This window comes from Mesorhizobium newzealandense, assembly GCF_042682145.1.
Classification (GTDB): Bacteria; Pseudomonadota; Alphaproteobacteria; order Rhizobiales; family Rhizobiaceae; genus Mesorhizobium; species Mesorhizobium newzealandense.
In genome coordinates this window covers 311834-336145 of sequence record NZ_JBHUGZ010000010.1, presented here as the reverse complement: position 1 = coordinate 336145, position 24312 = coordinate 311834, and the positions used below count along the sequence as shown (strand labels likewise).

Below are 24312 nucleotides of genomic sequence, written 5' to 3'. Positions count from 1 at the left end.
AAAACAACGCCCTTTCCAGCGGCCCTTCCAGCGTCTCGGCAAAGGCGGTGGCCAGATGGTGGCGGTCGCGGAAGGCGAGTTTGCCGCCGATGAAGACGTGGCAGGCGGTCGCCCCGCAGAAGCGGTCGGTGAGGTCGACATAGAGCGTGTCGGGCACGCTGGTCACGATGGCGCGCTCGGCGGCCGCGGCGCCGTCATTGGCGGCCTCGGCCCTTGGCGTGTCGCAGTGCGGCGACGGCGCCTCGCGCCACCACAGCGTGCGCGCCACGCAGGAGTCGGCGAAGCTGTCGCTGATCGGCGTGTCGCGGATCACTGCCGCCTCGACGCCGGCGCGGCTGAAGGCCTGCAATGTCGAGCGCAGGCCGGCCTGCCAGCGCGCGGTCTCGGCGGTGCGGCTGGCGGCGGGCATGTCGCGCGTCAGATTGCCGATGGAGAATTCCGAGATCACCACCAGGCGCGGCTTGCGGGCGATGATGTCCGCTATCGCCTGCTCGCGCCAGGCGTCGCATTCGGTGTAGTCGCGCTTCAGCACCGTGTTGAAGGTGGAGAGGCGCGAGGCGCGGCACGACGATTTCAGATAGGTGACCACCTTGGTGTCGTTGCGTTTCGCCGCCTCGATCAGCGGCGTCGACCAGTGGTCGGCATGCGAATCGCCGAACAGCACGATGGTGTGGGCGGCGTCGGCCGCGCCGAAAGTGCAAGGCTTGGGCGTCACCGTGTGGAAGTCGAGCAGACAGTTCGTGTCGACGGCGCGCGCGATGGAGGGTCGTTCGGCCGCCCGCTCGATGCCGAGCTGCTGTGGGTCGATGTTGCGCTGGGCCAGATGCGCATTGGCATAGGCCACCACCACGCCGGCACCGGTCAGCGCCAGCGCGGGAACCAGAGCAATTCCAGGAAAAGTGCGAAGCGGTTTTCCGTCCGGAATTGCGCTGAGAAAAAGACCCAGAGCGGTTCGGCGTTTCTTTGAAGCGATGAACTGCTCTGGCGCTCTTGCGCCCACCGTCAGCCAGCCGGCGCGCCGGCCCGGGTTTTCGATCAGGTGATAGGTGAACACCGACAGCGCCAGCGCCAGCGCGCCGCAGCCGAAGCGCTGCGGCACGTTGAGATCCGGCACCAGCATCTGCGCATAGACGATGACCGGCCAGTGCCAGAGATAGAGCGAATAGGAGAGCGCGCCGATCCATTGCAGCGGCGGAAGCGACAAAGCAGCGGCCGGGCCAAAGGATCGCCCATTGATCTGCCTGCTGGCCTGCTCGTCGCCGGCGCCGCTCAACAGCACCAGCACCGTGCCGGCGACCGGCAGCAGCGCATAATAGCCGGGGAAGGGCAGGTCCTCGCTCAGCCACAGATAGGCCGCCGCGATCAGCGCCAGGCCGAGCCAGCCAAGTGCTGCGCGCAGTCCTGCGCGGTGCCCGGGGAAAGCAGCCGGCGCCAGCGTCGCCAGGCCGCCGGCGGCGAACTCCCAGGCACGCAGCGGCGAGGCATAGAACGCCCAGGCTGGCGCGACCACGGTCAACCAGGCGCAGGCGGCGAAGGAGGCGAGGCCCACCGCGCCGATCACGACCACGGCCGTGCGCCGGCCCGGCCGCAGCCAGGCGGCCAGCAGCAGCAGCGCTGGCCAGGCCAGATAGAACTGCTCCTCGACCGACAGCGACCAGAAGTGGATGGAGGGATTGCTGGTGGCGTCGGCTGCGAAATAGTCGAACGACCAGCGCAGCAGCCACAGATTGATGGCATAGGCGGAGGCGAACATGGCGCCGCCCGAATAGAGCGCCTGCTCCTGCGGCGACAGGATGAAATAGCCGGCGGCCAGCGTGGCCAGGATGACGAACAGTGCCGCCGGCAAAAGGCGCCGGGCGCGCCTGGCATAGAAGCGCCAGAGGTCGAGCCTGCCGGTGTCGCCGATCTCCTGCATGAGGTGGGTGGTGATCAGCCAGCCGGAGATGACGAAGAAGATGTCGACGCCGGCAAAGCCGCCGGGCAGGCCGGAAAGGCCGAAATGATAGGCGACGACGCCACCGACGGCGAGTGCGCGCAATCCCTGTATGTCCGGCCGGAACGATGCTGCCACTTTGGCTCCTTCGTGCAAGCCCACCCCTTGGCCCAGCCCCATTGGCAGGGTCGGCCGGGCAGGGTGATATCGCAATGCAACAAATCTATCGCAGTGCAACATGGCAGGTAAAGGGTGGCGGCACGTCAGGCGGGAAACAGGAACGCTGCCGCCGGGTCGAAAAAGACCTGCCGGCTGCAGGGCGACACGTCCTGCGACTGCATGGCGGCCGAGGTCGGCCTGATGTCGACCCCCTCGCCGGCGGCGGTGCGCGCGACGATGCGCCGACGCTCGCCGTAGAAGGCGACGTCGACGATCTCGACGCTGAGCTCCGCGTTCGCCGGGCGCCGTTCCATGCCAAACGCCTCCGGCCGGATCATCAGCCGGGTCTTCTGGCCGTTGCCGAACGTGCCGTTGGCCCTGACCCCGGAGACGACAGAGCCGTCTGCCAGCCGGATCGTCGCCGTGCCATCGCTGGTGGCGAGATGTTCGGCGGCGAGGAAATTCGAATTGCCGATGAAGCCAGCGACGAAATCGGTCGCCGGCCTCAGATAAAGGTCCTCGCCGCTGCCGGTCTGCTCGATGCGGCCGTCCCGGAACAGGGCGATGCGGTCCGACAGATGCAGCGCCTCCTCCTGGTCGTGGGTGACGTAGAGGATGGTGACGCCGGTCTCGCGATGGATGCGGCGGATCTCGCCCTGGATTTCCTCGCGCAGCTTCTTGTCGAGCGCCGACAATGGTTCGTCCATCAACAGGATCGGCGGATCGTAGGCCAGCGCCCGGGCGAGCGCGACGCGCTGCTGCTGGCCGCCCGACAGTGCGCCCGGCAAGCGCGCGGCGAAGCTTTCGAGACGCACCAGCGCCAGCATGTCGGCGACCTTCTTCTTCACCTCGGCCTCCGGCCGGCGGCGAACCCGAAGCGGAAAGGCGACGTTTTCGGCCACCGTCAGATGCGGAAACAGCGTGTAGCGCTGGAAGACCATGCCGATGTTGCGCTTGTGCGAGGGCACGGCAAGCAGTGACTTTCCTTCCAGCTGGACATCGCCGGAACTCGGATCCTGGAAGCCGGCGATCGCGTAGAGCGTCGTCGATTTTCCCGACCCTGAAGGCCCGAGGAAGGTCAGGAACTCGCCCCTGGGTATCTCGAGGGTGACGTCATGCACGGCGGTGATTGCCCCGAACGCCTTGCGCAGATTGCGGATGGAGAGGAAGGGCTGGGTCATGTGCGGAACTTTCGCTGCAGCAGCGCCGTCACCACCATCAGGGCAAGCGTCAGCCCGACGAGCAGGCTGGAGGCGGCGGCGATCACCGGGCTCAGATCCGAGCGCAAACTGCCCCAGATCTTGACGGGCAAGGTTTGCAGGCTGGGGCTGGCCATGAAGATCGCCACCACGACCTCATCCCACGAGGCAAGGAAGGAAAAGATCGCGGCGGAGAAGATGCCGATCCGGATCGACGGCAAGGTGATCCTGAGCTTGGCCTCGAGCGGGCTGGCGCCGCAGACGATGGCCGCGTCCTCGATCGACTTGTCGAAGCCTTCGAGCGCGGTGGCGATCGGGATGATGGCGAAGGGCAGTGCCAGCACGGTGTGGGCGATGACGAAGCCGATGGTTGTGCCGCCGAGGCCAAGGCGAAGGAAGAACGCATAGACGGCGATGGCGAAGACGACGACGGGCAGCACCATCGGCGTCAGCAGCAGGCCGCGCAGGATCTCGCGCCCGGCAAACTGTCCGCGAACCAGGGCAAAGGAGGCGAGCAGGCCGATCGCTACCGCCAGCATCGCCGTCATGGTGGCGATCCTGGCGCTGGTCAGCGCCGCATCGAGCCAGGCCGGATCGGCAAAAAGCTCCTGGTACCATTTGAGCGTCCAGCCGGGCGGCGGGAAGGCCAGCCAGCGCGACGAACCGAAGGAGAGCAGGACGATGAAGACGACCGGCAACAGAAGAAAGCCGGCGACCAGCGCGGTGAAGCCGAGCAGGGCAATCTTCAGCCATCCCATGCGGTCATAGTCGAGCAGCATCTCAGATGCCTCCGCTCATGCGCCTGACGCCGACGAGGCGCAGCTGCAGCGCGTAGAGCGCCATGGTGACGACAAGCAGGATGAAGGCCGCGGCGCTGCCGAGCCCCCAGTTGAGCAGCGACTGGATCATCTGCGCGATCATTTCGGCGAGCATCATGTTCGACGTGCCGCCGAGCAGTGCCGGCGTGACGAAGTAGCCGAGCGACATGACGAAGACCATCAGGCCGCCGGCCGCCACGCCGGGCAGCGACAGCGGCAGCAGGATGCGGCGGAATGCCTGGAAAGGGCTTGCGCCGCACAGTGCCGCCGCGCGCAGCGTCATCGGATCGATCGCCCGCAGCGTGCCGACCAGCGGCAGGATCATGAAGGGCAGCATGATGTAGACCATGCCGATGGTGACGCCGGTGAGATTGTTGATGAGCGGCAGCGGCTGGTCGATGACGCCTGCGGCCATCAGCGTCCGGTTGATGACGCCGGTGCGCTGCAGCAGCACCATCCAGGCATAGGTGCGGGTCAAGAGATTGGTCCACATCGACAGGATGATGACGCCGAAGACGATCGAGGCCAGCCCCGAGGGCATGATCGCCAGCATCCAGGCAACCGGGAAGGCGACGAGGACCGTAACGATCGTGACCACCGACGCGACCAGGAAGGTGTTGAAGAAGACCCGTGCATAGGTGCCGTCGCCCAGCAGGGCCGCGTAGTTCTGCAGGCCGGGCTCGGGTTCCGTGACGCTGCGCAAGAGCAGGGCCAGGACCGGGACGACGAAGAACAGCACGATCAGGACCAGGGCCGGCAGCAGGCCATTGAAGCCTGCCGGCAGCCGCACCGTTCCAAAATTCCGACGTGTTTCGACCGACATGGCAGCGATCCGGGCTAGGGGACGAGACGGCGCGCGCGGTATCGTCCCTTGCTGTTCAAGGGGCAGGCTTACTTTGCCTGCCAGGCATACCAGCGCGCCGCGATGGCGTCGCGGTTCTCGGCCCAGTAGTTCATGTCGAGATTGATCTGTCCGTCGACATGGGCATCCGGAAGCGATTTGACGGCATCGGCCGGCATCTCGGCCTTGGCCTTGGTGTTAACAGGTGCATAGCCGCTGGCCTCGGCGAATTTCGCCTGGCCGGCGGGGCTGCTCGCCGCGGCGAGGAACTTCATCGCCGTGTCCTTGTTCTTGGCACCCTTCGGCACCACCAGCACGTCGGCGGCGGTCAGGTTCTGGTTCCAGGAGACGCCGACATCGGCGCCATCCTTCTCCAGCGCGAAGACGCGGCCGTTCCACAGCTGGCCGAACGTCGCTTCGCCGGACGCGATCAATTGCTGCGACTCCGCGCCGCCGCCCCACCAGACGATGTCCGACTTGATGGTGTCGAGCTTCTTGAAGGCGCGATCGAGATCGAGCGGATAGAGCTTGTCGGCGGGAACGCCATCAGCCAGCAAAGCGATCTCGATGACACCGGGCGCCGACCATTTGTAGAAGGTCCGCTTGCCCGGGAATTTCTTCAGGTCGAACATGTCGGCCCAGCCGGCCGGCTCACCCGAAACGGCGCCCTTGTTCCAGGCGAGCACGAAGGAATAGTAGAAACTGCCGACGGCATGATCGGTGGTGAAGCGCGGATCGAGGTCGGCCTTGGGCACGGCAGTGAAGTCGATCGGTTCGAGCAGTCCGTCCTTGGCCGCCTTGATGGCAAAATCCATCTCGACGTCGACGACATCCCAGTTGACGCTGCCGCTGTCGACCATCGCCTTCAGCTTGCCGTAGTCGGTCGGGCCGTCCTGCATGACCTTGATGCCGGACGCGGCGGTGAACGGTTCGGCCCAGGATTTGGTCTGTGCTTCCTGGGTCGTCCCGCCCCAACTGGTGAACACCATATCCTCGGCCTTTGCGGCCGTCGTTGCCAGAAGTGTTGTTGCGAGCAGTGTCGTTGCAAGAAGGCGGGCAAGGGCGCCGGTGATGATCAGTTTCATGTCGTTCTCCTCTGTTTGTTTTCGTTGTTGGCTGTTCGCGATCGGCGTTTTCGCCTTGATCGCGAATCCCCGTCCGCGGCGGCTACCGCATGACAAAAGGATCGGGAATCGGGTCGTCCGAGATGCGTATCCACACCGACTTCGAACGCGTGTAGTCGCGGATCGCATCGAGGCCGCCCTCGCGGCCGAGGCCCGACTGGCCATAGCCGCCAAACGGAACCAGCGGCGAGACGGCGCGATAGGTGTTGATCCAGACCACGCCGGCATGGATGCCGCGCGCCATGCGATGGGCTTTCGCGAGATTGGTGGTGAACACGCCGGACGCCAGGCCGAACGGCGTGTCGTTGGCCAGCGCCAGCGCTTCGGCTTCCGCGTCGAAGGCGATCACGGAGAGCACGGGACCGAACAGCTCCTCGCGCACGCAGGGCAAGCCGGTGTTGTCATTGGCGTCGATGATCGTCGGCGCGTAATAGAGGCCGCCGGCGTGGCCGGCGGGCCTTTCGCCGCCGGTGACCAGCCGTCCACCCGCGGCAAGGCTTGCCGCCACGATCTTCTCGATCCGTTCGCGCTGCCGCGACGTGGCCAGCGGCCCCATTTCGGTTGCCGGATCCTGCGGGTCGCCGATCCGGATCGCCTCGGCCTTGTGCTTGAGCCGGGCGAGGAATTCGTCCTTCACCGAACGCTCGACCAGCAGGCGCGAGCCGGCGACGCAGCTCTGGCCGGTGGCGGCGAAGATGCCGGCGACGACCGCGTTGGCGGCGCTGTCGAGATCGGCATCGGCAAACACCACGACCGGGCTTTTACCGCCGAGTTCGAGCGTCGTGTAGGCAAGGTTTTCAGCGGTGTTCCTGACGATCTGCCGGGCGGTTGCCGGACCCCCGGTGAAGGCGACGCGGGCGACGAGCGGATGGCTGGTCAGCCGGTGGCCGCAATCATGGCCGAACCCGGTCAGGATGTTCACGCTGCCGGCGGGAAAGCCGGCCTCATGGACGAGTTCAGCGAAGGCCAGCAGCGGGGCAGGGCCGTCTTCGGACGCCTTGAGGACGACAGTGCAGCCGGCCGCCAGCGCCGGCCCGAGCTTGACGGCAGACAGGAAGAGTTGCGAATTCCACGGCACGACGGCCGCGACGACACCGATCGGCTCGGGCCGGATCGTCACTTCCATGTCCGCCTTGTCGATAGGGACAAACGAGCCTTCATGCTTGTCGGCCAGCCCGCCATAATAGCGGTAGTAGTCGCCGACATAGGCGATCTGGGCGCGGGTCTCGCGGATGATCTTGCCGGTGTCGCGCGTCTCGAGTCCGGCCAGCCGATCGGCATTGGCGACGACGAGATCGCCGAGCCGCACCAGAAGCTTGCCGCGCGCCGTCGCCGTCATTGCCGCCCACGGGCCGGAGCGCAGCGCCCGGTGGGCGGCTTCGACGGCGCGGTCGACGTCATCAGATGAAGCGGCGGGCATCCTGGCCCATGCCGTGCCGGTCGACGGGTCGATGCTGTCGAAGGTCGCCGCCGCATCGACGAAGCTGCCGTCTATGTAGTTCCTGAATTCGGCGGTGCTCATCGCGATCCAGCTTTCGGCTCGCAGAAGGCCGGCATCACCCTGTCGATGAAGAGCTGCAGCGACTTCTTCTTGCGCTCATGGGAAAGGCCGCTGTCGATCCAGATCGAATACTGGTCGTAGCCGAGCGCCTCGTAAGCCTTCAGCCTGGCGATCACCTCGTCGGCTTCGCCGATGACGAGGTTCTGCCTGATCTTGTCGGGCGCATATTGCGGCATGGCCGCGATCTCGGCATCGGTCAGTGTTTCCAATATGCCCTGGCGCACCGGCTTCTTGTTCTGGAACCAGGCGCCGAACTGGCAGTAGAATTGCGACAGGTCCTGCGCGAGCCGGTCGGCATCGGCCGCGTCCTCGGCGACGAATGTATGCATCAGGAGCATGATTTCGGGCCGTGCTATGCCGGGGTGGGCACCACAAGCGGTGTTGAAGCGCTCCATCAGGCTGGCCACTTCGCCATCGCCCGAAGCCAGCGGGGTCACCTGGACGTTGCAACCGTTGGAAACCGCGAAGTCGTGCGAGTTCGGATCGCGCGCGGCCACCCAGATCGGCGGATAGGGCTTTTGCAGCGGCTTGGGCGACGAGGTGGTCGAAGGGAAGGTCCAGAACTCGCCGGCGAGCTCGAAATCGCCATCCCACAGGCCGCGGATCGCCGGCACCATCTCGCGCATGCGCTGGCCGGCACCCCAGGCCTCGAGGCCCGGGAAAAGCCGCTGGTATTCGTAGGCATAGGCGCCGCGCGCAATGCCGATGTCGAGCCGGCCGCCGGTGATGACGTCGGCCATCGCCGCTTCGCCGGCAAGCTTGATCGGATGCCAGAACGGCGCGACGATGGTTCCGGTGCCGAGCCGAATGCGCCGGGTCTTGGCGGCGAGCCAGGCGATGTTGATGAACGGGTTCGGCGAGATGGTGAATTCCATCCCGTGATGCTCGCCGATCCAGGCGGTCTCGAAGCCTGCCTCTTCGGCCTGCACAACCAGTTCTTCCAACTCGCCGACAAGCTCGGAATGCGGCTTTGCCAGATCCGATCGCTCCATGTGGACGAAAAGCGAAAATTTCATCAGCTTCACCCGCGACCGGAAAGAACAACTTGAGCATGCGAGGGCTTGGCGAGCGGCCGGACTTCGCCTTCGACCTCGTTGCCGACATAGACGCCGAATGCATCTTCTGTGCGTTCGCGGGCATAGCGGGCAAGCATCGAGCGCACCGCCGGGTCGGCGATCTTGAGATCGGCGAGCTGCTCGATCTCGACAAGCCGCACGCGGCGATCGTCGGAATGGGGTCCATCGACCGTTCCGCGATAGTAGACATGCGTGTGCGAGGGGTCGGCGGCATCGTCCCACACCGCGAACAGGAAGCCGAGCTGGGCGTCGATGGACCGGGCGGCAAGGCGGCCCTTGAGGCTGCGCGCATCTTTCGACGTGCCCAGTCCGCGCCCGGCCGGCAATTCATGAAATCCATCGGTGGTTTCGAAGAACAGCACACGGCCCTCGTTCTCGAGAATGGCGCCGACTTCCGTATCGGGGGGAACTGCCGCCAGCGCTTCCTGGCTGAGGCCGGGCGTCACATAGGTGCCCCTGCAATAACCGAGAGGCTGGGCTCCGTTGTGGCTGAAATCGCGGACGCGGCCGATGAGGATCGAATGATCGCCGGCATCGACCAGCTGCTGCATGTCGCAATCGAACACCGCAACCGAACCGTCGATCAGCGGATTGCCGGTCTGGCCCGGTTGCCAGGCCACGGCTGCGAACTTGTCGGCGGCCTTGGAGGCAAAGGTGCCGGAGTGGGCCTTCTGGTTCTCCGACAAGATGTTGATGGCGAAGCCTTTCGATGTCGAGAAGGCGCTGTGTCCCAGCGCCTTCTTGGCGATGCAGACAAGCACCAGCGGCGGTTCGAGCGAGACCGAGGTGAAGGAGTTGGCGGTGAAGCCGCGCGGTTCGCCTTCAGCGCCGATCGTGGTGACGATGGTGACGCCGGTCAGGAAGGAGCCGAGCGCGCGCCGGAATTCGCCGCTGTCGAACGTGGCATCGGCCTGCGGCTTCGCGGCTTCCCCAGCGTCGAGAAAGGCGCTGATGTGTTTAGTTACTTTTTCGGGAGAAGCTATTGCCATCATGTGTCTTTCTCCGCTGAGCACCAGGCATTGACCACGCGGCGCAAGCCGCGCCATCGCGGCGGACATGGCCGGAGTCGAATTGCTGTCCTGCGACCCGGTCATGAACAGGGCTGGTGCCGCCAGCCCTGCCAGGGCGTCGGCGTGGGCGGCATCGACATGGGCAAAGAGGCGATAGGTGCGCGCGTAGCCTTGCGGGTCGACGCCTTCAAGGGCGGCGCGCGCCATTGCGGCCGCGCCGGCAAGGCTGGCCGGTAGCGGGTCGCCGAACCAGCGGGCAAGTGTAGCCGCGACGGCCGCAGCATCGCCATGCGTGCCGAGCGCGGCGGCGCGTTCGCTCACCGCCTGCGCCAGGGCCGGGGGGCGGCGGAAGACCGAGTTGAGGCAGACGATGGAGCCGACGCGCGAAGGCGCGCGAAGGGCGATTTCCAGGGCGACCAGCGCGCCCATCGAATGGCCGACGATCGATACCGAAGGGAGACCGAGATGGTCGAGCAGGCGCAGCGCCTGATCGGCGAAATCCGACAGCGCGGCATGTTCCGGTGGCAGCGGTGAAACGCCGTGGCCGAGCATGTCGATGGCGATCAGGTCGTGGCGATCCTGCATCTGAGCGATCTGATCCTGCCAGATCGTCGCGTTCATGCCGACGCCGTGAATGAGCAGAACCGGCGCGCCGGAGCCGGCGCGGATGAAGCCGGTGCCGTCCGCAGCCGTGTTGCGGACCGATGCGGGGGCGGCGCTATCAGCCATGCAGATCTCCGACCTCCTTGAGATCCTGATAGCGGTCGCCGATGCGATGGTGCGGGCGACCGCCGATCGAAGCGCCAAGCGCCACCACCAGCTCGTCGGGCGCGGGCGCGTCGCCGATCTGGAAATGCACGGTCAGATAGTGCGAGCGGCGGCCCTCGTCGTTCTTGTCCATCAGCGGGATCATGATCGGCGTGTTCGGCCCGCCGCGCAGGTTGGTGAAGGCGAGATAGGTCTTGGCGCCGACGGCGCGACGGTAGTGATTGCCGAAGTGCAGCGTATGGATCAGCGCCGATGCGTGCTCGATCTCGCCCGAAGTCCCGCAGATCGCAGCCTTGCCATAGCCTTCTATCGCCTCGCCCGAACCGGCGATGGCGATGATTTCGCGAGTCAGCAGTTCGCCGAGGACGGGAGCAAAGGCGCGGATCTCCGGCGACAGGTCGTCGGTGAAACCGCGGCCGGCCCAAGGGTTGGTCAGCACGGCGGCAACGCCGATCAGGCGCAACGGTTTCGGCGCCGCCTTGCCGCCCTCGATAAGCGTGTTCTCGATGTAGATGACGGTCTTCCGAATGGCCGGTTTCATGAAAGTCCTCGGTCGCGAGGGCGCCACGCGGCGCCGTCATCACTGTATCGTCTTATGGTATACCATGCTATGGAGCGCCAAAGACCTTGTCAATCGGCTTCGGAATCTGTTTTGTGACGGCGCGGGGAGGGCGGAGAAGACATGTCAGACGATACGCTGCGGATCGACCGCTCTGCCAAGACGTTGAGGACGCTGGCGCTGGAGCGCATGCGCGAGGCGATCATGGGCTTCCATTTCCAGCCCGGTGAAAGGCTGGTCGAGCGGCCGCTTTGCGATCAGCTCGGGGTGAGCCGTTCCGTCGTGCGCGAGGTCCTGCGGCAACTGGAGGCGGAAGGCCTGGTGCAGATGATACCGGGCCATGGCCCTGCCGTCGCCAGGCCGGATCTCGGCCGCACCGACGAAATCTACGAATTGCGGGCGCTGCTGGAGGGCATCGCGGCGCGGACTTGCGCACTATCGGCCACCGACGCGCAGATCGCTGCGCTCGATGCCGCCTTGAAGAACCTGCTTGACGCGTGGGCGTCAGGCGCGCCGGTCGAGGTGATGCGGGCGACGACCAAATTCTACGAAACGCTGTTCGAGGCGGCCGACAAGCGCATTGCCTGGGAAATCGTGACGGGTCTGAATGTCCGCATCAACCAGCTCCGCTCGATGACCATCGCGTCGCAGAACCGCCGCGAGCCTGCGATCGCCGAGATGACCGAAATCATGGATGCCATCCGGTCGCGCAAGCCGGACCAGGCGGAGGCGGCGGCCCGCCGGCACGTCGAATCCGCCTGGCAGATCGCACGCGACACGCTCCGCCTCGGCTGAGCGCGAACGTCCACGGCCGCCGGCGGTGGATCAGGCCTCGTGCGCGAGACTGACCACCAGCCGATCGACGCCGGGGTCATCGAGGCTGACGATATGGGCCATCTGCATCGCTCGCCTCTTGCTGATCCGGGTGACGTCCTGCCGCATGATGGCCGATACGCAGGCTGGTCCCGATCCGGTCAGGACGAAGGCGCTGCCGACCAGAACCGGCTCCGAGATGGGGGCCCACTGCACGGCCACAATCGTCGGCTCGCTGGTCTGGCGGCGGTTGACGCCGGTGAAATAGATCCAGTTCAGGCGCGAGATCACCACGCCATAGTGGTTGCCGGGCGCCCGTGCTCCGCCCTGGCCATCGCCCGGGACCCACCGCGTCACCCGCCTGAAGGTGACCAGCTCGGCCTCACGCCGCACGAAGGTGACCGAGCGCATCAGAAGGTCGGGGCGGCCGGGGATAGAAAAATAGGTGAAATAGGTACCGCCGGCGATGGCGGGCGACGGCGGGCGCACCATGGTCTCGTAAAGCGTCTGGCGCAGCGATGCGTTGCCATCGTCCTTGGCCGACGCGGCAGCGGGCTCGCGGTACAGCTCATTCTCGTCGATCTTGAAGAAGTCGCAGATCAGCCTGGCGGTGGTCTTGTTGGGAATGGCATGGCCTTGCAGATAGCGCTCGAACTGGGTGCGATTGATGCCAAGCTCACGGCACACCGCGCTCACGGAGGCGTGGCGTTGGATCAGCCGCCTGAGGTTGGCGGCGAGGTTCTCGCGAATTGGCACATCGCCCCCGCGACGGACGTACGGATCGTTATTCAAGCGATAGCTTATATTCGTGCAATCTCGCACATCGCGTTGATTTCGCGAATGGGACCTTTGGCCAATACCGCGGCCGGCGACGCGAAGACTGTACGTTTTTGACAATCCACCTATGCAAGCCATGCAAATGGGCGTAATTCAGTGCCAAGAGCGACCTGGATCGGCCACTCGACATCCTGTGATGGAGGGCGGTTTGGATCATACCGGCCTGGTCGAGCTTCTGGACTATACGCAAGCGCAATTGAGCAAGATACGCCAGGCGGTCGCGGCGAGCGATCACGCCGGCGCCATGTTCACCATCGATTGCCTTGTCGGGGCGGCGGCCGAACAGACGAAATGCAAGCTCGCAAGCCTGGAGCATGCCGGTATGCCAATTGGCCGGGACGCCGAGGTCACGCCGTCGGGCGAGCCGGTCACGGGGAGCCCGACGCCGCGCGCCAGGCGCGCGTCTTGAGCCTTTTTGCAAGGCTTCGCGCCGGGAGCAGATCTGCCGTCTTGATCCCCTACAAATATGTCAAGTTGCGTTCGGGTCTCCCGGGCGGCTACGACGCGCATGAGAATGCCGATGACCTTGTCGCGGAAAGCCCCGGCTATCGCGTGGTGCGAGGCTGGCTGATGTCCCCAGGCGGCATTCTCGACAAGCATTTCATCGTCGAGAACATCCTGACGGGGGAGCGCTTCGACGTTACGCCGCTCGATCTCCGCATGCCATTCTTCGAGCATCCGGGCACAAAGGACGAGTTCGAAGGGCTATGGCACCAGATCAGCATGCCACCCTATTCGCCGCCGGTGCGGCTTGTCGTCCAAGACGACATGGACCGCGGCGCCGGCGCCGCTGCGTCGCAAGCAGTGCTTCAGGCCGGCGGGCCGGACAACGACGCTTGATGCGTCAGCCGGCGTCGATCTCGCCGATCAGCCTGGCATATTCGGCCTCCGCTTCGCCGTAACTGCCATTGGCGAGTTCTTCCAGCCCGGCGCGGTCGCGAATGACGATCTCACCGCGGCGCGAGCGGATGAGCGCGCGGCCTTCCAGCAGCTGGAGGGCAACGGTGACGCCGGGCCGCCGCACACCAAGCATGATGGCCAGGAATTCGTGCGTGATGGCGAGGCGTTCGCCGGGCACCCGGTCGTCGCACATGAGCAGCCACCGCGCCAGCCGCTCCTCGAGCTTCAGGCGCGCGTTGACAAGCGCGGTGCAGCCGGTCTGGGTCAGCAAGGCGTTGACGAAGCGCAGCAGGAACATCCGCAAGGTCGCACTTGCCGCAAGCGCTGCATTGAAAGGGCCGGCATCGATGCGGATGGCTTCGCCTTCGAGCTGCACGAAACACGCATGCACCGCACGGTCGTCGCCCATCACCAGCGAAGATCCCGTCATGCCTTCGAAGCCGATGAAGCCCACTTCGGCCTCGTGGCCGCTCGTCGTCCTGGCGACCACCGAGCCAATGCCCTCTTCGATGAAATAGACGGCCTCGATCGGCACATTGGGGGTCACCAGCATCATCCGCAACGGCAGATCGCAGCGTTGCATATTCGGCTTGAGCAGCGCGAGATCATCCGCGCTCATGCGCCTCAACAGCTCATTTCGGAATTGGTGGCTTTTATCGGGATCAGAGTTTTTGTCGGGATTAGTCATGGCGCGGCCCTGTGCAGGGCAAGAGCCATTCGATCTCCCAGCCGTCCGCGCCCGTATCAACGTGCCGACGATGGCCTGTATATGGGGGTTCGGAACGAAGAAACCTAGGAATACGGTCTGAAATTCGATGCACGGCGCCCCCCAACGCCGTTCGCATACGAAAAGATCGACCGGAACGTTAGTGTCGGAAACGTACCAAGCGCCTCTTGGTACAAAACCGACATATCCCGTTGGAGCGCCGGATCACGGTGAGGGTCGATAATATCCGCCGGCTAACGACAAAGGCGCTTTGTCACATCTGGTCCGGCGACCCGTTCGAATGCGTGGCCAATGACCTCGCGTAATCGCCCCATCGGCGGAGTGGATTGTACGTTTTTTACGGTCGGTGGCGTGGATATTGACTCTGCCGGCGCCCGATTTCATTTTTCGATTCACAGCGTCAGGCAAATGGGTCGCTGCTCCGCGAGGGGCTTCTCATGTCGAGCCTTAACAAGCGCCATCCCGGCTTCTTTCCGTCCGATCTGCAACTGTGCCAGCGTGTCTTCGATCAGATCTGCTGCGAGCGCAAACTTGACCGGATGTCGCTGAAGCCGGACGTGCAGCAACTCGCAGCCACGGTGTTCTGGCTGTTCGAGAATGGCTGCAGCAATGAAAGCGAATTGCTTGAGTGTTTCAGGCGGTTACGCCATTGACCAGGGCCAGAGCCACATCCTCGGCATCCAAGACTGAGACGTTTTAACTCCTGCCGGCCCTATCAAGCCGTAGGGCGCCGGTGCCGCATTTTTCATCCGCCTGAAATCTTTGCCTCGCCGGCAAGCTTGTCTTCTTCACCTCTCAGAAGACCGAAGTCGGCTGAGCGCGTTCCACTGCTGGCATGCAGAAAGCCCTCCGCGGCCAGGCCGCGACGAAGCAGTTCTCGCACGGCGGCCGCGCGGCTCGGCATGCGCTTGTCGAAGCGCCAAGTGTCCAGCGCCGCGAATTCTTCCTCGTTCAGCATGACCTGCAGTCGTTCGGGGCGCTCAAGATTATCGGTCATCGCGGGCCTCCTTCTGCCGGCGTGCGGGCCGGTGAGCCGAATGAGTAAGTGACTTATGTGGCTCACAATCTGCCAATGACCAATTTGGTTCCGAGATAGTCAAACGCTTTTGTTGCACCACGTACTCACAGTGCTTGGGTTACGCCACTGGCTCAACCTACTAACTAATTGATTTTGTTAATGAAAATGTACGAATTGTCTTGCTTTGACGAAGTCGCCGGCGCATGGTGAAAGTGAGGGAAAACCCAGTCCAAAGGACAGGAGTTTGCCATGAACAACTACCCGATCGAGCTGCGTGACGACCTGAACCACACGCTGGTCAAAACAATCTACGAGTTTGGAATCGTCAACATACCGGTTCTGGCGGCGCAGGTGGCCGATCGCCACAGCGGTCTGTCGCTGGCTGACGCCGAACGACTGGTTCTCGGTTTCGCCGAATTCTATTCCGCGCCCATCGAGTTCGACCGATCGGGGTGCGACTGGCGAACGAGGGAGCCCGTCGGCCGAGACAATGACGGCCTGCTTCTCGATATCGTCGAGAGCGAGTTTGGCCGCGCTGCCTGAGCCGCGCGCCTGGCAATGACGGCAAGCGCCCTTGGCCAGAAGGCGTGGCTATTCCGGATCTCTTTCCTGGAGGGGGCGTGGCGACGAATTAGCGGAATGCTCCGCTATATCAGCTTGAGGGAAGCGCGATGCTCCGCCGCCACCCGAACCAACTGTCTCGGCAGAGGATGGTTCCGTGATTGCGGACTGGTCGACGTCCGCCCACAAAGTGGCCTGCTGTAAAGATGACGACGGCAGATCAGCCTCGCCGAGCCACTCGTCGTAGCTGGCGTTCATGGCCGCAGGCAGGTCCTCGGCCTTGTCCATGCCGCCCTGGAACAGTTCCATGACGCGGCGTCCAAGACGTTCCCTGGCCGGGTGGCCCGCGGCAATGCCGGCCTGACGGCAATAGTCATCGAGCACTTTGGCCAGGATAGAAAGCTGATCTGAATCCGCTGAGCCGTTGAAGGTCATCGCGCTTCTCCCATCCTCGGGGCGAAAGCGCGATCTGCTCTTTCAAGCGCCAGCGCCCATTGAATGGCCAGCGACAAACCGACTGTACGCTTCCGACAATCGCTTAGCGAGCCCCCTGAACTGTCCGAAACCGTACCCAACAACCCGTGCAATTGTTCGGCCGCCGGCAACTCGCTAGGTTCGCAACGCAGCGGACCTCAGGAGCTCCTTGCCGGCGCGGGACCCGGGCCCCCGCTCAATCCAATCCCCGCGTCGGCCAATGGTGCCTCGATCGCCGGGTGATGCAAACGGGGACAGTTGATGCCGAGAGACAGACTCGCCTGATGCCAAGAGACAGATTCGAGTGCCTGCAGGAGACGCCCGGCAGCTGGATGGTGTGGGACCATACGGACGGCGCTCCGGCAAAACTCAGCGGCGTCGAGTTGCGCGGCCAGGACAAGCACCGGGCCGAGATCGCGCGCGACATCCTCAGGCGGATCTTTCCGACCGGCCGGGGTGCCGATGCCGCAAGGAGCGACCCCTCGGATGCGTGAGGCGCAGTCGGCACCCGCTTCTGCCTGATCCCTGCGCGTCACCGGTGCAGGCCGAATTCACCCCAACTTCACCTTCGGCTCACGTGCCCACCAGCGCAACTCGCCGAGCCTTGCGACAAAGCCCGCGACATCCTTGGCGGATGACAGTGAAATCACCGCCTCATCCTCGGTAATTCCGGCCTTGGACAACAGCGGAGCTGCCGCTTCGACGAAGCCGATGAACTTGCAATGCGCGAAGGCATCCGCGAGAAAGTCGCGGGCGGTGGATTCCTTCAACAGCTCTGCCATTGCCGGCTTTGCCGGCAACAGCGCAATGGCGTCGTAGAGAACCGATGGCGCGCCTGATATCATCTGTTGCGCGTCGATCCAGCTGCCGTCGCTGGCCTTGGCGCCACCGACCTTTGGCGCGATGATCTCGAAGCTTGCGCCGGCTTTGGTCAACGCTTGCTTCATGGCCGCCAGCAGGCCGGCATCCGTTCCATCGGTCACCACGATGCCGAGCTTGCGACCCTCAAAACGGCCAGGGCCGTTCTTGAGGATGCTGAGCGCGTCCGACGCAGCGAGATCCCGGCGCGTCGCAACGGCCGCATCGGCGGGCTTGGGCATCGTTTTCAAACCGAGCGCGTCCGCCACCCTGCCGGCCAGCCCATCGTCGATGTTCAGAAGATGGGAAACGATACGCTCGCGAATGACCGGGGTTTGCACCTTGCTCAGCTCAAAAGTCAGCGCTGAGGCGATGTGCCCTTGCTCCACGGGGTGCTGGCTGATGTAGAACTGGCGTGCCTGGCTGTAATGATCGGCAAAGGTTTCCGACCGCAACCGAGCCTTTGGTCCGTCTTCGACCTCGGCGAACGACCGGAACCCTTTGGCCGGTGATTCACGGGGGCCTTCGCCCCATGAATTCGGCTGATAGTTGGCACGCCCGGCCGGGTTGCGCATCGCCATGTGCCCGTCCTGCTGGAAATTGTGGAAGGGGCATTTGGGTGCGTTGATCGGCAGGTGGGTAAAGTTGGTGCTGCCCAGCCGTTTGATCTGCGTGTCGAGGTAGGAGAAATTTCGGCCCTGCAGCAGCGGGTCGTTCGAAAAGTCGACGCCGGGCGGTACGTTCTGCGTCATGAACGCGACCTGCTCGGTCTCGGCAAAGAAATTGTCGGGCATGCGATCGAGCACCAGGCGACCGACCGCGATCGGCGGCAGCACTTCCTCGGGGATGAGCTTGGTGGGATCGAGGATGTCGAAGTCGAAGCTGTCCGCGAACGCCTGATCGAACAGCTGGAGCTGCAGTTCCCATTCGGGGAAGTTGCCCGCGTGAATCGCGTCCCACAGGTCGCGGCGATGGAAGTCGGGATCGGCGCCGTTGATCTTGACCGCTTCGTTCCAGGCGACCGACTGGAGACCGAGCTTCGGCTTCCAGAGGAATTTGACGAAGGTTGATTCATCGTTGGCGTTGACCAGCCGGAACGTGTGAACGCCGAAGCCTTCCATGAAGCGCAGGGAACGTGGGATCGCCCTGTCGGACATCGCCCACATGATCATGTGCATGCTTTCCGGGGTGAGGGAAATGAAGTCCCAGAAATTGTCATGCGCGGTCTGCGCCTGCGGGAAGTCGCTGTTGGGCTCGGCCTTGGCGGCGTGGATCAGGTCGGGAAACTTGATCGCATCCTGGATGAAGAACACCGGCATGTTGTTGCCGACGATGTCCCAGTTGCCTTCCTGCGTATAGAGTTTGACGGCGAAGCCACGCACGTCACGGGCAAGATCGGCCGAGCCCTTGTTGCCGGCGACGGTCGAGAAGCGGACGAAAGCCGGCGTCTTTTCGCCGGCGCGCTGGAAGATGTCGGCACGCGTGTATTTCGCCAGCGATTCATAGGTTTCGAAATAGCCGTGAGCGCCATAGCCACGGGCATGGACGACACGCTCGGGAATCCGCTCGTGGTCGAAATGGAAGATCTTTTCGCGGAAGTGAAAGTCTTCCAGCGCCGTCGGACCCCGGGCACCGATCTTGAGAGAATTCTGGTCGTCGGAAACCGCTCCGCCCTGGGCGGTTGTCAGCACCGGCGTCGAGCCGGATGCGACCTGGTGCAGTTCTCCGCCTGCGCCGCGCTGCAGTTTCTGATCGTGGATGGTCGCGGCCATACCAGCCGATTTTGATGCTTGCTTCGCCATGCCGGTAACCCTTCAGGATTGAACGCGCGGGCTGCGCTGTTTGCTCAATCTCCCGGATGGCAATGCGTTCCTTGTGGATTTCAGATCCTTGAACGGCGAAGGCCGCCCGTTCGCACGGGCGGCCTTCGGTCGCCTACAAAGGGCAAAGAACGCTCAGAGGTTCTTGTTGATCGCAGCCGCTGTCTTGTTTGTCGCGTCCTTGACGGCGGACTTCGCGTCGCCAACGGCCTTCTGGACCTTGCCCTTGGCTTCCTGCGCGGCGCCTTCGGCCCGCAGACGGTCATTGCCGACGGCCTTGCCGACGCCTTCCTTGGCTTTGCCTACCGCCTGATTGGCGAGACCCGAAGCCTTGTCGCTGGTGCTTCCCATCGAGTTTTCCTTTCGCGGATTGTTGCCTGACCGGCGAGGACCAACGTCGCCTTGTTCGGAAGGTTCCGCATGCCGCGAGGGGACGAAAACGAAAAGGCCCGCCACCGACGCGAATCGTGACAGGCCTTCTGGAGTAGACCGGGCTTCCCACCGCCCGGCTGCTTTCAAAACTTCACGGCGGGACGATTGTTCCGAAAAACTAAGAAACCGGTGCGTTCGGTCCTGGCCGCGCAGATGAAAAAAACCCCGCCGGCCGGAGCCTGACGGGGCATTTGATTGGAGGAACTCCGGATCGAATGGGAAACGATCCGGGTGAAGAACGCAAACGCCGCGCAAAAGGTTCCGGCGCTGGGGTGGCTTTCGGCCACCTCAGGATGAGCGGGCTCCAACTTCTCCCGTCAATTCTTGTCAACCGGCTTCGAGCGCATGTGCGACACGGTCTCGCGCTCGGCGCGCTTGGAACGTAGCGGCGGCAGGCCGCGGTCGATCAGGTCCATGTCCTCCAGCACCATGTCGCCCATGCGCTTGAAGGCGATGTCGAGGGCGCCGGCACGATGGGCCGAGCGCAGGAAGCCGGGCAGGGCACGTACGGGGTGGTCGGGCGCCAGCGGCTCTTCCGGGAAGACATCGCTGGCGGCGACGATGTGGCCGCTTTTCACCGCCGCCATCAGCGCGGGAAAGTCGACGACGCCGGCGCGGCTGAGCAGGATGAAGGCGGCGCCTTTGCGCATGCTGGCAAAGGCGTCGGCACCAAGAAAGCCCTGGTTCTCGCTGGTCACCGAGGCGACGACGAAGACGAAATCGCTCTGCGACAGCACCTCGTCGAGCGCGGCCGGCTCGACGCCATTGTCGATGAGGATCGACGGCGGCAGCCAGGGATCGAAGACTTTGGTGCGGGTCCGGAAGCCCGACAGCAGCCGGTTCAGCGCGCGGCCGAGATCGCCGAAGCCGACGATGCCGACATCGGCGCCCGACAGCAGCCGCGCGGTCTGGTTGCCGTCGCCGCCCCACAGTTCCTTGCCCTGGCGAAAGGCGAGGTCGGCGTCGACGATGTTGCGGGCGAGGTTGAGCGCCATGGCCAGGCCAAGCTCGGCCACCGGCTCGGCGAAGACCAGGCCGGTGGTGACGACATGGATGCCACGCGCAAACAGCGTCTCGTAGGGCATGTTGTTGATCAAATTGGTCTCGACATTGAAGACGCAGCGCAGCGTTTTCATCGCGTCCAGCATTTCAGGCGTGATCGGCGGCTGGCCGACGATGTAGCGGGCTTCAGCCAGCACATCGGCCGGCAGCGTCGCCACGCCGTCGGGCGTGGTCTCGACGATGCGGTATTTTTTCCGCAAGCGCGCCAGCTGCGGCGGCGTGAAGATGAGGTCGAGCGTGCGTGGTTCCGGCGCGCTGATGACCAGCGGCAAGGCGCTGTTGGACATGGCAATTCCTCCCGGCGCGATCCGACCGCGCCTTCTCGGTGTGTAAATTACCTCCGATTAAACGATTTACAACCGCGAAAAATCGATTTACTCATTTTGGCAGCGGACGAAAAATGCTGACGTTCGCGCCTCGGGAGGAGGACCAATGGCGCATAGGCAGGGCCAGCAGCGGCGTCCGTCGATCCATGACGTGGCAAGCCGTGCCGGCGTGTCGGCCGCCACCGTCTCCAAGGTCATGGCCGGCGTCACCACGGTGAAGCCCGAGAATGCGCAGCGTGTCTTCGATGCCGTCGAGCATTTGGGCTACCGTGTCGATCCGCTGGCTTCCGACATGCGGCGGGCCAAGCGCCGCATCATCGGCGCCATCATGCCCGAGTTCGAGAGCGAATTCTTCGGCCAGATGGTCACCCAGCTCGAAAGCCTGGCCGAGCAGCGCGGCTACACGCTGGTCGCCGCCTCGAGCCGCGAATCCGAAGCGCGCGAGAAGGAAATCCTCGAACGCATGCATGACTGGCGCGTCGCCGGCGTGGTGCTGGCGCCAGTGCGCAACGAGCATGGCCCGGCGGCCGAATTCATGAAGGCCAATGGCATGACCGGCGTGCTGATCGACCGCGTGCTGTCCGACGACGCCTTCGACACGGTTTCGGCCGACAGTGCGGCCGCAAGTGCCGAGGTGGCGCGCGAACTGATCGGCAAGGGTCATCGCCACATCCTGGTCATCGGCCTGGGCGAACAGGCGGCCACCGTGCGCGCCCGCCTCGACGGGTTTCGCGGCACCGCGCTGGCGCTGGCGCCGGACATGCGCATCGACGTCGTGCTCGCCGAAAGCACTGTCGAACCGCTGCGGGCACAATTGCGCGACTACTTCGACAAGTGCGAGGGGAAGGCCGGTGGCCAACGCCCGACGGCCGTCTATTCGCTGTTCCTCAAGGGCACGCTGGTGGCGCTGTCCGAATTCCGCCGGCGCGGCTGGCACTGCCCCAACGACATTTCGCTGGTCGGTTTCGACGATGCCGAATGGATGCAGGTGACATGGCCGGCCATCGCCGCCGTGGTGCAGCCGGTGCACCAGATCGCCGGCCACGCCATGGAGGCGTTGTTTGCCAGGATTGAAGGTGGGGACGGGCCGCCGCGAGCGCGGCTCGAACCTTGCCAGGTTTTGATGCGGGAATCGGTTGGCTCGCCAGGCAACGGCCCGCATTCCGGGGGAGGAAACCGACAATAGCCCCCATTGTCGACAGGCAGTAGCGCTGCACCTGGCCGAATGAAGTCGTCGGCCGCATCGTCGGCATCGGCGACACCAGCGCCGCGGCGGCGCACGACCAGAGAGGCTAGAGCTGATGAATGTTTTTGGACTGCACACGTTCGCCATCGCACCGGTCTGGGACCTCGACCTGATCGAACCGCAGATGGAGCGGCTGAAGGGGCTCGGCATCGGCCTCCTGGAAATCCCGCTGCTGCGCCCCGAGGAGATCGACACCAAACGCACGCGCGCCTTCGCCGAGCGGCAAGGCGTCGAACTGATCCCGTCGCTCGGCCTGCCGGCGGCGCTCGACGTGGTGGCGCGGCCGGACGAGGCGCTGGCTTTCCTGGAACCGGCCCTTTCCGTCTGCGAAGCGGTGGGCAGTGAAGCGCTCGGCGGCGTCACTTACGGCACGATCGGCAAGACGTCCGGACGCGCCCCGACAGTGGGCGAAATCGACGGCATGTGCAGCTTCCTCGCGCGCGCCGCCAAGGCCGCCAAGACGCATGGGCTGAAGCTCGGCATCGAGCCCTGCAACCGCTACGAAACGCATCTGATCAATCGCGGCATCGACGCTACCAACATCATCGAGCGCGTCGGCGCCGACAACATCTTCATCCATCTCGACACCTACCACATGCATATCGAGGAGGAGAGTTTCGAGACTGGCTTCCGCGCCGCGGCGCCCTATCTCGGCTACGTCCATGTCTCCGAAGCCAATCGCGGCGTGCCGGGGCGCGGCATGCTCGACTGGGCGGCCTGCATGAAGGCGATCGCCGCCATCGGCTACACCGGCGCCATTACGCTCGAAAGCATGAACCATGTCGATGTCGACATTGCCGGCGGGCTGGCGGTGTGGCGGCCGGTGGCCGACAATCCGGACGATGTGATTGGCGTCGGGCTGCCGTTCCTGCGCGAGGAGGCGCGGAAGGCTGGATTGACGCTGGGGTGACCGGGCGACGGGGTTGTTCTACGACGCTTCGCCGCTGACAGAATTTGCCCGCCGCTGTCCCAAATGCCTCATCTTGCGGCCGACGATCATCAGCTGGCGGGCGGTGTTGTTGCGCAGGCGGCGGATGCGCCATTCCAGCCCTGTGGCGGTGGTGATCTCCCTGGCATAGTAGCTCACCCGCATGCCGTTCTCATCGGCGGCGACCTTGACCGGGTCGTCATAGAAGGCGCTGATCTTGTCAGCCGCCATGCCTGGTGTTTCGAGCCAGCGCGGAATGTGCACCGAATGGAGCTGATCGACATCGGTCATCACCCGCTCGATGCCGACGCCCGGCGTTGGACATGTCGTACAGAAGGCGTCGCCGACGAAGACAACCCCGTCACGCCGATGCCCTTCCGTCCGCGTCAGATCGATCGGCCTGACCTCGACAGGTTCGTCGATCTTGAAGTTCCCGCACTGCGCCGCGATCTCCGGCATGAGTTCGCAAAGCATTTTCTGCGGGTCCTTGCGGAATGCCTTTGTCCAAGGCTCGCCCGCCTGCCTATACACGAACATGTTCCCACGCATGACGCCGCCGATGGGAAACACGCTGAGATAGGCGACCCGGTCTTCGGCTCGCCTGCCGAAACAAGTCACGGCCTGAAAGCCGCATTCGCCCGGCGGCGTGGCAAGATCGAATCCAATCGAAAGCGAATGAGCCTTGGATTCCTCGATGCGACGGACGCCGACGGCGCGCCGCACCGCCTCGCTGTGGCCGGTGGCCACCACGACCAGCCTGGCCTCGATGACAGCGCCGGTGTTCAGAACAAGCCGCTGCTTGTCGGGTCCGGTGGTGATCTCGGCGACCTTGGCCACGGTCACCGGCACCTCGCGCGGCAAGGCGGCTCGCAAGCCATTGATCAGGGCGCCATAGGAGAATCCGTGTTCCAGGCGCCGATCGCGTGAGAACAATTGGCCAAGGCGAAAGACATGGATGTCGTCCATCGCCGTCATCAGCGGCAGGACGATCGAGTCGAGTCCCAATTTCTCGAACAGACGCGATTGGCCGGTGCCAAGCTTCTCGGCCCGGAACTCATCGGGATGGGTCTGGTGCGGATCGATCAACGCCACCTTGCGGCCGGCTCTGCCAAGCACCGTTGCCAAGGTCGTACCGGCCAGTCCGGCGCCGACGATGGCCACGTCGACTTCGGCTGGGCCAGCCCCTGCGATGGTCATTTCGCTGCCCTTTCTGCTCGTCATCTTCCTGCTCTGCAATCTCTGGTGGAAAATACGCCCGGACC

General features: G+C 64.4%; 25 protein-coding genes. 8 read left to right on the top strand and 17 right to left on the bottom strand.

Annotation, left to right across the window (positions count from 1 at the left end; all coding sequences use genetic code 11):
* From ACFSOZ_RS15960 to ACFSOZ_RS15920, 9 genes are all read right to left on the bottom strand, one after another.
* The coding region (locus tag ACFSOZ_RS15960; protein ID WP_379099762.1) for an acyltransferase family protein at positions 1–2071 on the bottom strand (2071 nt) is incomplete at its 3' end.
* A 125-nt stretch (positions 2072–2196) separates the two neighbouring features.
* Complete coding sequence (locus ACFSOZ_RS15955) at positions 2197–3273, bottom strand: ABC transporter ATP-binding protein (protein WP_379099759.1); 1077 nt, start codon at positions 3271–3273, stop codon at positions 2197–2199.
* Entirely contained in the window at positions 3270–4070 is an 801-nt protein-coding gene (locus ACFSOZ_RS15950; RefSeq protein WP_379099757.1) for an ABC transporter permease, read from the bottom strand. The genes ACFSOZ_RS15955 and ACFSOZ_RS15950 overlap by 4 nt, the downstream gene beginning before the upstream one ends.
* 1 nt (position 4071) lies before the next feature.
* The gene (locus ACFSOZ_RS15945; RefSeq protein WP_379099754.1) at positions 4072–4932 is read right to left on the bottom strand and encodes an ABC transporter permease; all 861 of its coding nucleotides are present in this window, start codon (positions 4930–4932) and stop codon (positions 4072–4074) included.
* Positions 4933–5000: 68 nt separating this feature from the next.
* Entirely contained in the window at positions 5001–6035 is a 1035-nt protein-coding gene (locus tag ACFSOZ_RS15940) for an ABC transporter substrate-binding protein (protein WP_379099752.1), read from the bottom strand.
* Between the two features lie 82 nt (positions 6036–6117).
* A complete protein-coding gene (locus tag ACFSOZ_RS15935) occupies positions 6118–7596 on the bottom strand; it encodes an aldehyde dehydrogenase (protein ID WP_379099749.1) in 1479 nt (492 codons plus the stop codon).
* Positions 7593–8651, bottom strand: a complete 1059-nt coding sequence (locus tag ACFSOZ_RS15930) for an LLM class flavin-dependent oxidoreductase (protein ID WP_379099746.1) — start codon at positions 8649–8651, stop codon at positions 7593–7595. The genes ACFSOZ_RS15935 and ACFSOZ_RS15930 overlap by 4 nt, the downstream gene beginning before the upstream one ends.
* Before the next feature lie 5 nt (positions 8652–8656).
* Complete coding sequence (locus tag ACFSOZ_RS15925; protein WP_379099743.1) at positions 8657–10450, bottom strand: alpha/beta fold hydrolase; 1794 nt, start codon at positions 10448–10450, stop codon at positions 8657–8659.
* Positions 10443–11030, bottom strand: a complete 588-nt coding sequence (locus ACFSOZ_RS15920) for an amino acid synthesis family protein (protein ID WP_379099739.1) — start codon at positions 11028–11030, stop codon at positions 10443–10445. The genes ACFSOZ_RS15925 and ACFSOZ_RS15920 overlap by 8 nt, the downstream gene beginning before the upstream one ends.
* 141 nt (positions 11031–11171) lie before the next feature.
* Here ACFSOZ_RS15920 and ACFSOZ_RS15915 point away from each other — a divergent pair, with 141 nt between their 5' ends.
* A complete protein-coding gene (locus ACFSOZ_RS15915; protein ID WP_379099737.1) occupies positions 11172–11843 on the top strand; it encodes a GntR family transcriptional regulator in 672 nt (223 codons plus the stop codon).
* Positions 11844–11873: 30 nt separating this feature from the next.
* Here the strand turns inward: ACFSOZ_RS15915 and ACFSOZ_RS15910 are convergent, their stop codons facing one another.
* Positions 11874–12617, bottom strand: a complete 744-nt coding sequence (locus tag ACFSOZ_RS15910; RefSeq protein WP_379099803.1) for a helix-turn-helix domain-containing protein — start codon at positions 12615–12617, stop codon at positions 11874–11876.
* A gap of 229 nt (positions 12618–12846) precedes the next feature.
* On the opposite strand from ACFSOZ_RS15910, the gene ACFSOZ_RS15905 reads away from it, so the two are divergent.
* Both ACFSOZ_RS15905 and ACFSOZ_RS15900 read left to right on the top strand, forming a co-directional pair.
* Positions 12847–13107: a hypothetical protein gene (locus tag ACFSOZ_RS15905; protein WP_379099734.1), complete on the top strand. Its 261-nt coding sequence runs from the start codon at positions 12847–12849 to the stop codon at positions 13105–13107.
* A gap of 41 nt (positions 13108–13148) precedes the next feature.
* Positions 13149–13538, top strand: a complete 390-nt coding sequence (locus ACFSOZ_RS15900) for a hypothetical protein (protein WP_379099730.1) — start codon at positions 13149–13151, stop codon at positions 13536–13538.
* Positions 13539–13542: 4 nt separating this feature from the next.
* Here the strand turns inward: ACFSOZ_RS15900 and ACFSOZ_RS15895 are convergent, their stop codons facing one another.
* Positions 13543–14286, bottom strand: coding sequence for a Crp/Fnr family transcriptional regulator (locus ACFSOZ_RS15895; RefSeq protein ID WP_379099728.1), 744 nt, complete (start codon positions 14284–14286; stop codon positions 13543–13545).
* A 476-nt stretch (positions 14287–14762) separates the two neighbouring features.
* On the opposite strand from ACFSOZ_RS15895, the gene ACFSOZ_RS15890 reads away from it, so the two are divergent.
* Complete coding sequence (locus tag ACFSOZ_RS15890; RefSeq protein ID WP_379099726.1) at positions 14763–14978, top strand: hypothetical protein; 216 nt, start codon at positions 14763–14765, stop codon at positions 14976–14978.
* Positions 14979–15070: 92 nt separating this feature from the next.
* On the opposite strand, the gene ACFSOZ_RS15885 is transcribed toward ACFSOZ_RS15890, so the two are convergent.
* Complete coding sequence (locus ACFSOZ_RS15885; RefSeq protein ID WP_379099723.1) at positions 15071–15322, bottom strand: hypothetical protein; 252 nt, start codon at positions 15320–15322, stop codon at positions 15071–15073.
* Between the two features lie 270 nt (positions 15323–15592).
* Here ACFSOZ_RS15885 and ACFSOZ_RS15880 point away from each other — a divergent pair, with 270 nt between their 5' ends.
* A complete protein-coding gene (locus tag ACFSOZ_RS15880; protein ID WP_379099721.1) occupies positions 15593–15886 on the top strand; it encodes a hypothetical protein in 294 nt (97 codons plus the stop codon).
* A 48-nt stretch (positions 15887–15934) separates the two neighbouring features.
* Here the strand turns inward: ACFSOZ_RS15880 and ACFSOZ_RS15875 are convergent, their stop codons facing one another.
* Positions 15935–16339 carry a hypothetical protein gene (locus ACFSOZ_RS15875; RefSeq protein ID WP_379099718.1) on the bottom strand — a complete coding sequence of 135 codons (405 nt, stop codon included), beginning with the start codon at positions 16337–16339 and terminating at the stop codon, positions 15935–15937.
* A 323-nt stretch (positions 16340–16662) separates the two neighbouring features.
* On the opposite strand from ACFSOZ_RS15875, the gene ACFSOZ_RS15870 reads away from it, so the two are divergent.
* Positions 16663–16872 (top strand): hypothetical protein, encoded by a 210-nt coding sequence (locus ACFSOZ_RS15870; protein ID WP_379099716.1) that lies wholly within the window; start codon positions 16663–16665, stop codon positions 16870–16872.
* Positions 16873–16929: 57 nt separating this feature from the next.
* On the opposite strand, the gene katE is transcribed toward ACFSOZ_RS15870, so the two are convergent.
* The 3 genes from katE to ACFSOZ_RS15855 form a co-directional block, all read right to left on the bottom strand.
* Positions 16930–19038 carry a catalase gene (katE, locus tag ACFSOZ_RS15865; protein ID WP_379099713.1) on the bottom strand — a complete coding sequence of 703 codons (2109 nt, stop codon included), beginning with the start codon at positions 19036–19038 and terminating at the stop codon, positions 16930–16932.
* Between the two features lie 153 nt (positions 19039–19191).
* Complete coding sequence (locus ACFSOZ_RS15860) at positions 19192–19407, bottom strand: CsbD family protein (RefSeq protein WP_019859538.1); 216 nt, start codon at positions 19405–19407, stop codon at positions 19192–19194.
* A 398-nt stretch (positions 19408–19805) separates the two neighbouring features.
* Positions 19806–20837 (bottom strand): hydroxyacid dehydrogenase, encoded by a 1032-nt coding sequence (locus tag ACFSOZ_RS15855; RefSeq protein ID WP_379099709.1) that lies wholly within the window; start codon positions 20835–20837, stop codon positions 19806–19808.
* Positions 20838–20982: 145 nt separating this feature from the next.
* Between ACFSOZ_RS15855 and ACFSOZ_RS15850 the strand changes: the two genes are divergently transcribed.
* Both ACFSOZ_RS15850 and ACFSOZ_RS15845 read left to right on the top strand, forming a co-directional pair.
* Positions 20983–22062 (top strand): LacI family DNA-binding transcriptional regulator, encoded by a 1080-nt coding sequence (locus ACFSOZ_RS15850; protein WP_379099704.1) that lies wholly within the window; start codon positions 20983–20985, stop codon positions 22060–22062.
* A gap of 115 nt (positions 22063–22177) precedes the next feature.
* A complete protein-coding gene (locus ACFSOZ_RS15845; protein WP_379099701.1) occupies positions 22178–23032 on the top strand; it encodes a sugar phosphate isomerase/epimerase family protein in 855 nt (284 codons plus the stop codon).
* Between the two features lie 18 nt (positions 23033–23050).
* Here ACFSOZ_RS15845 and ACFSOZ_RS15840 read toward each other — a convergent pair whose 3' ends face one another.
* On the bottom strand, positions 23051–24271 hold the full coding sequence (locus ACFSOZ_RS15840) for an FAD-dependent oxidoreductase (RefSeq protein ID WP_379099698.1): 1221 nt from the start codon (positions 24269–24271) through the stop codon (positions 23051–23053).
* Positions 24272–24312 lie beyond the last annotated feature (41 nt).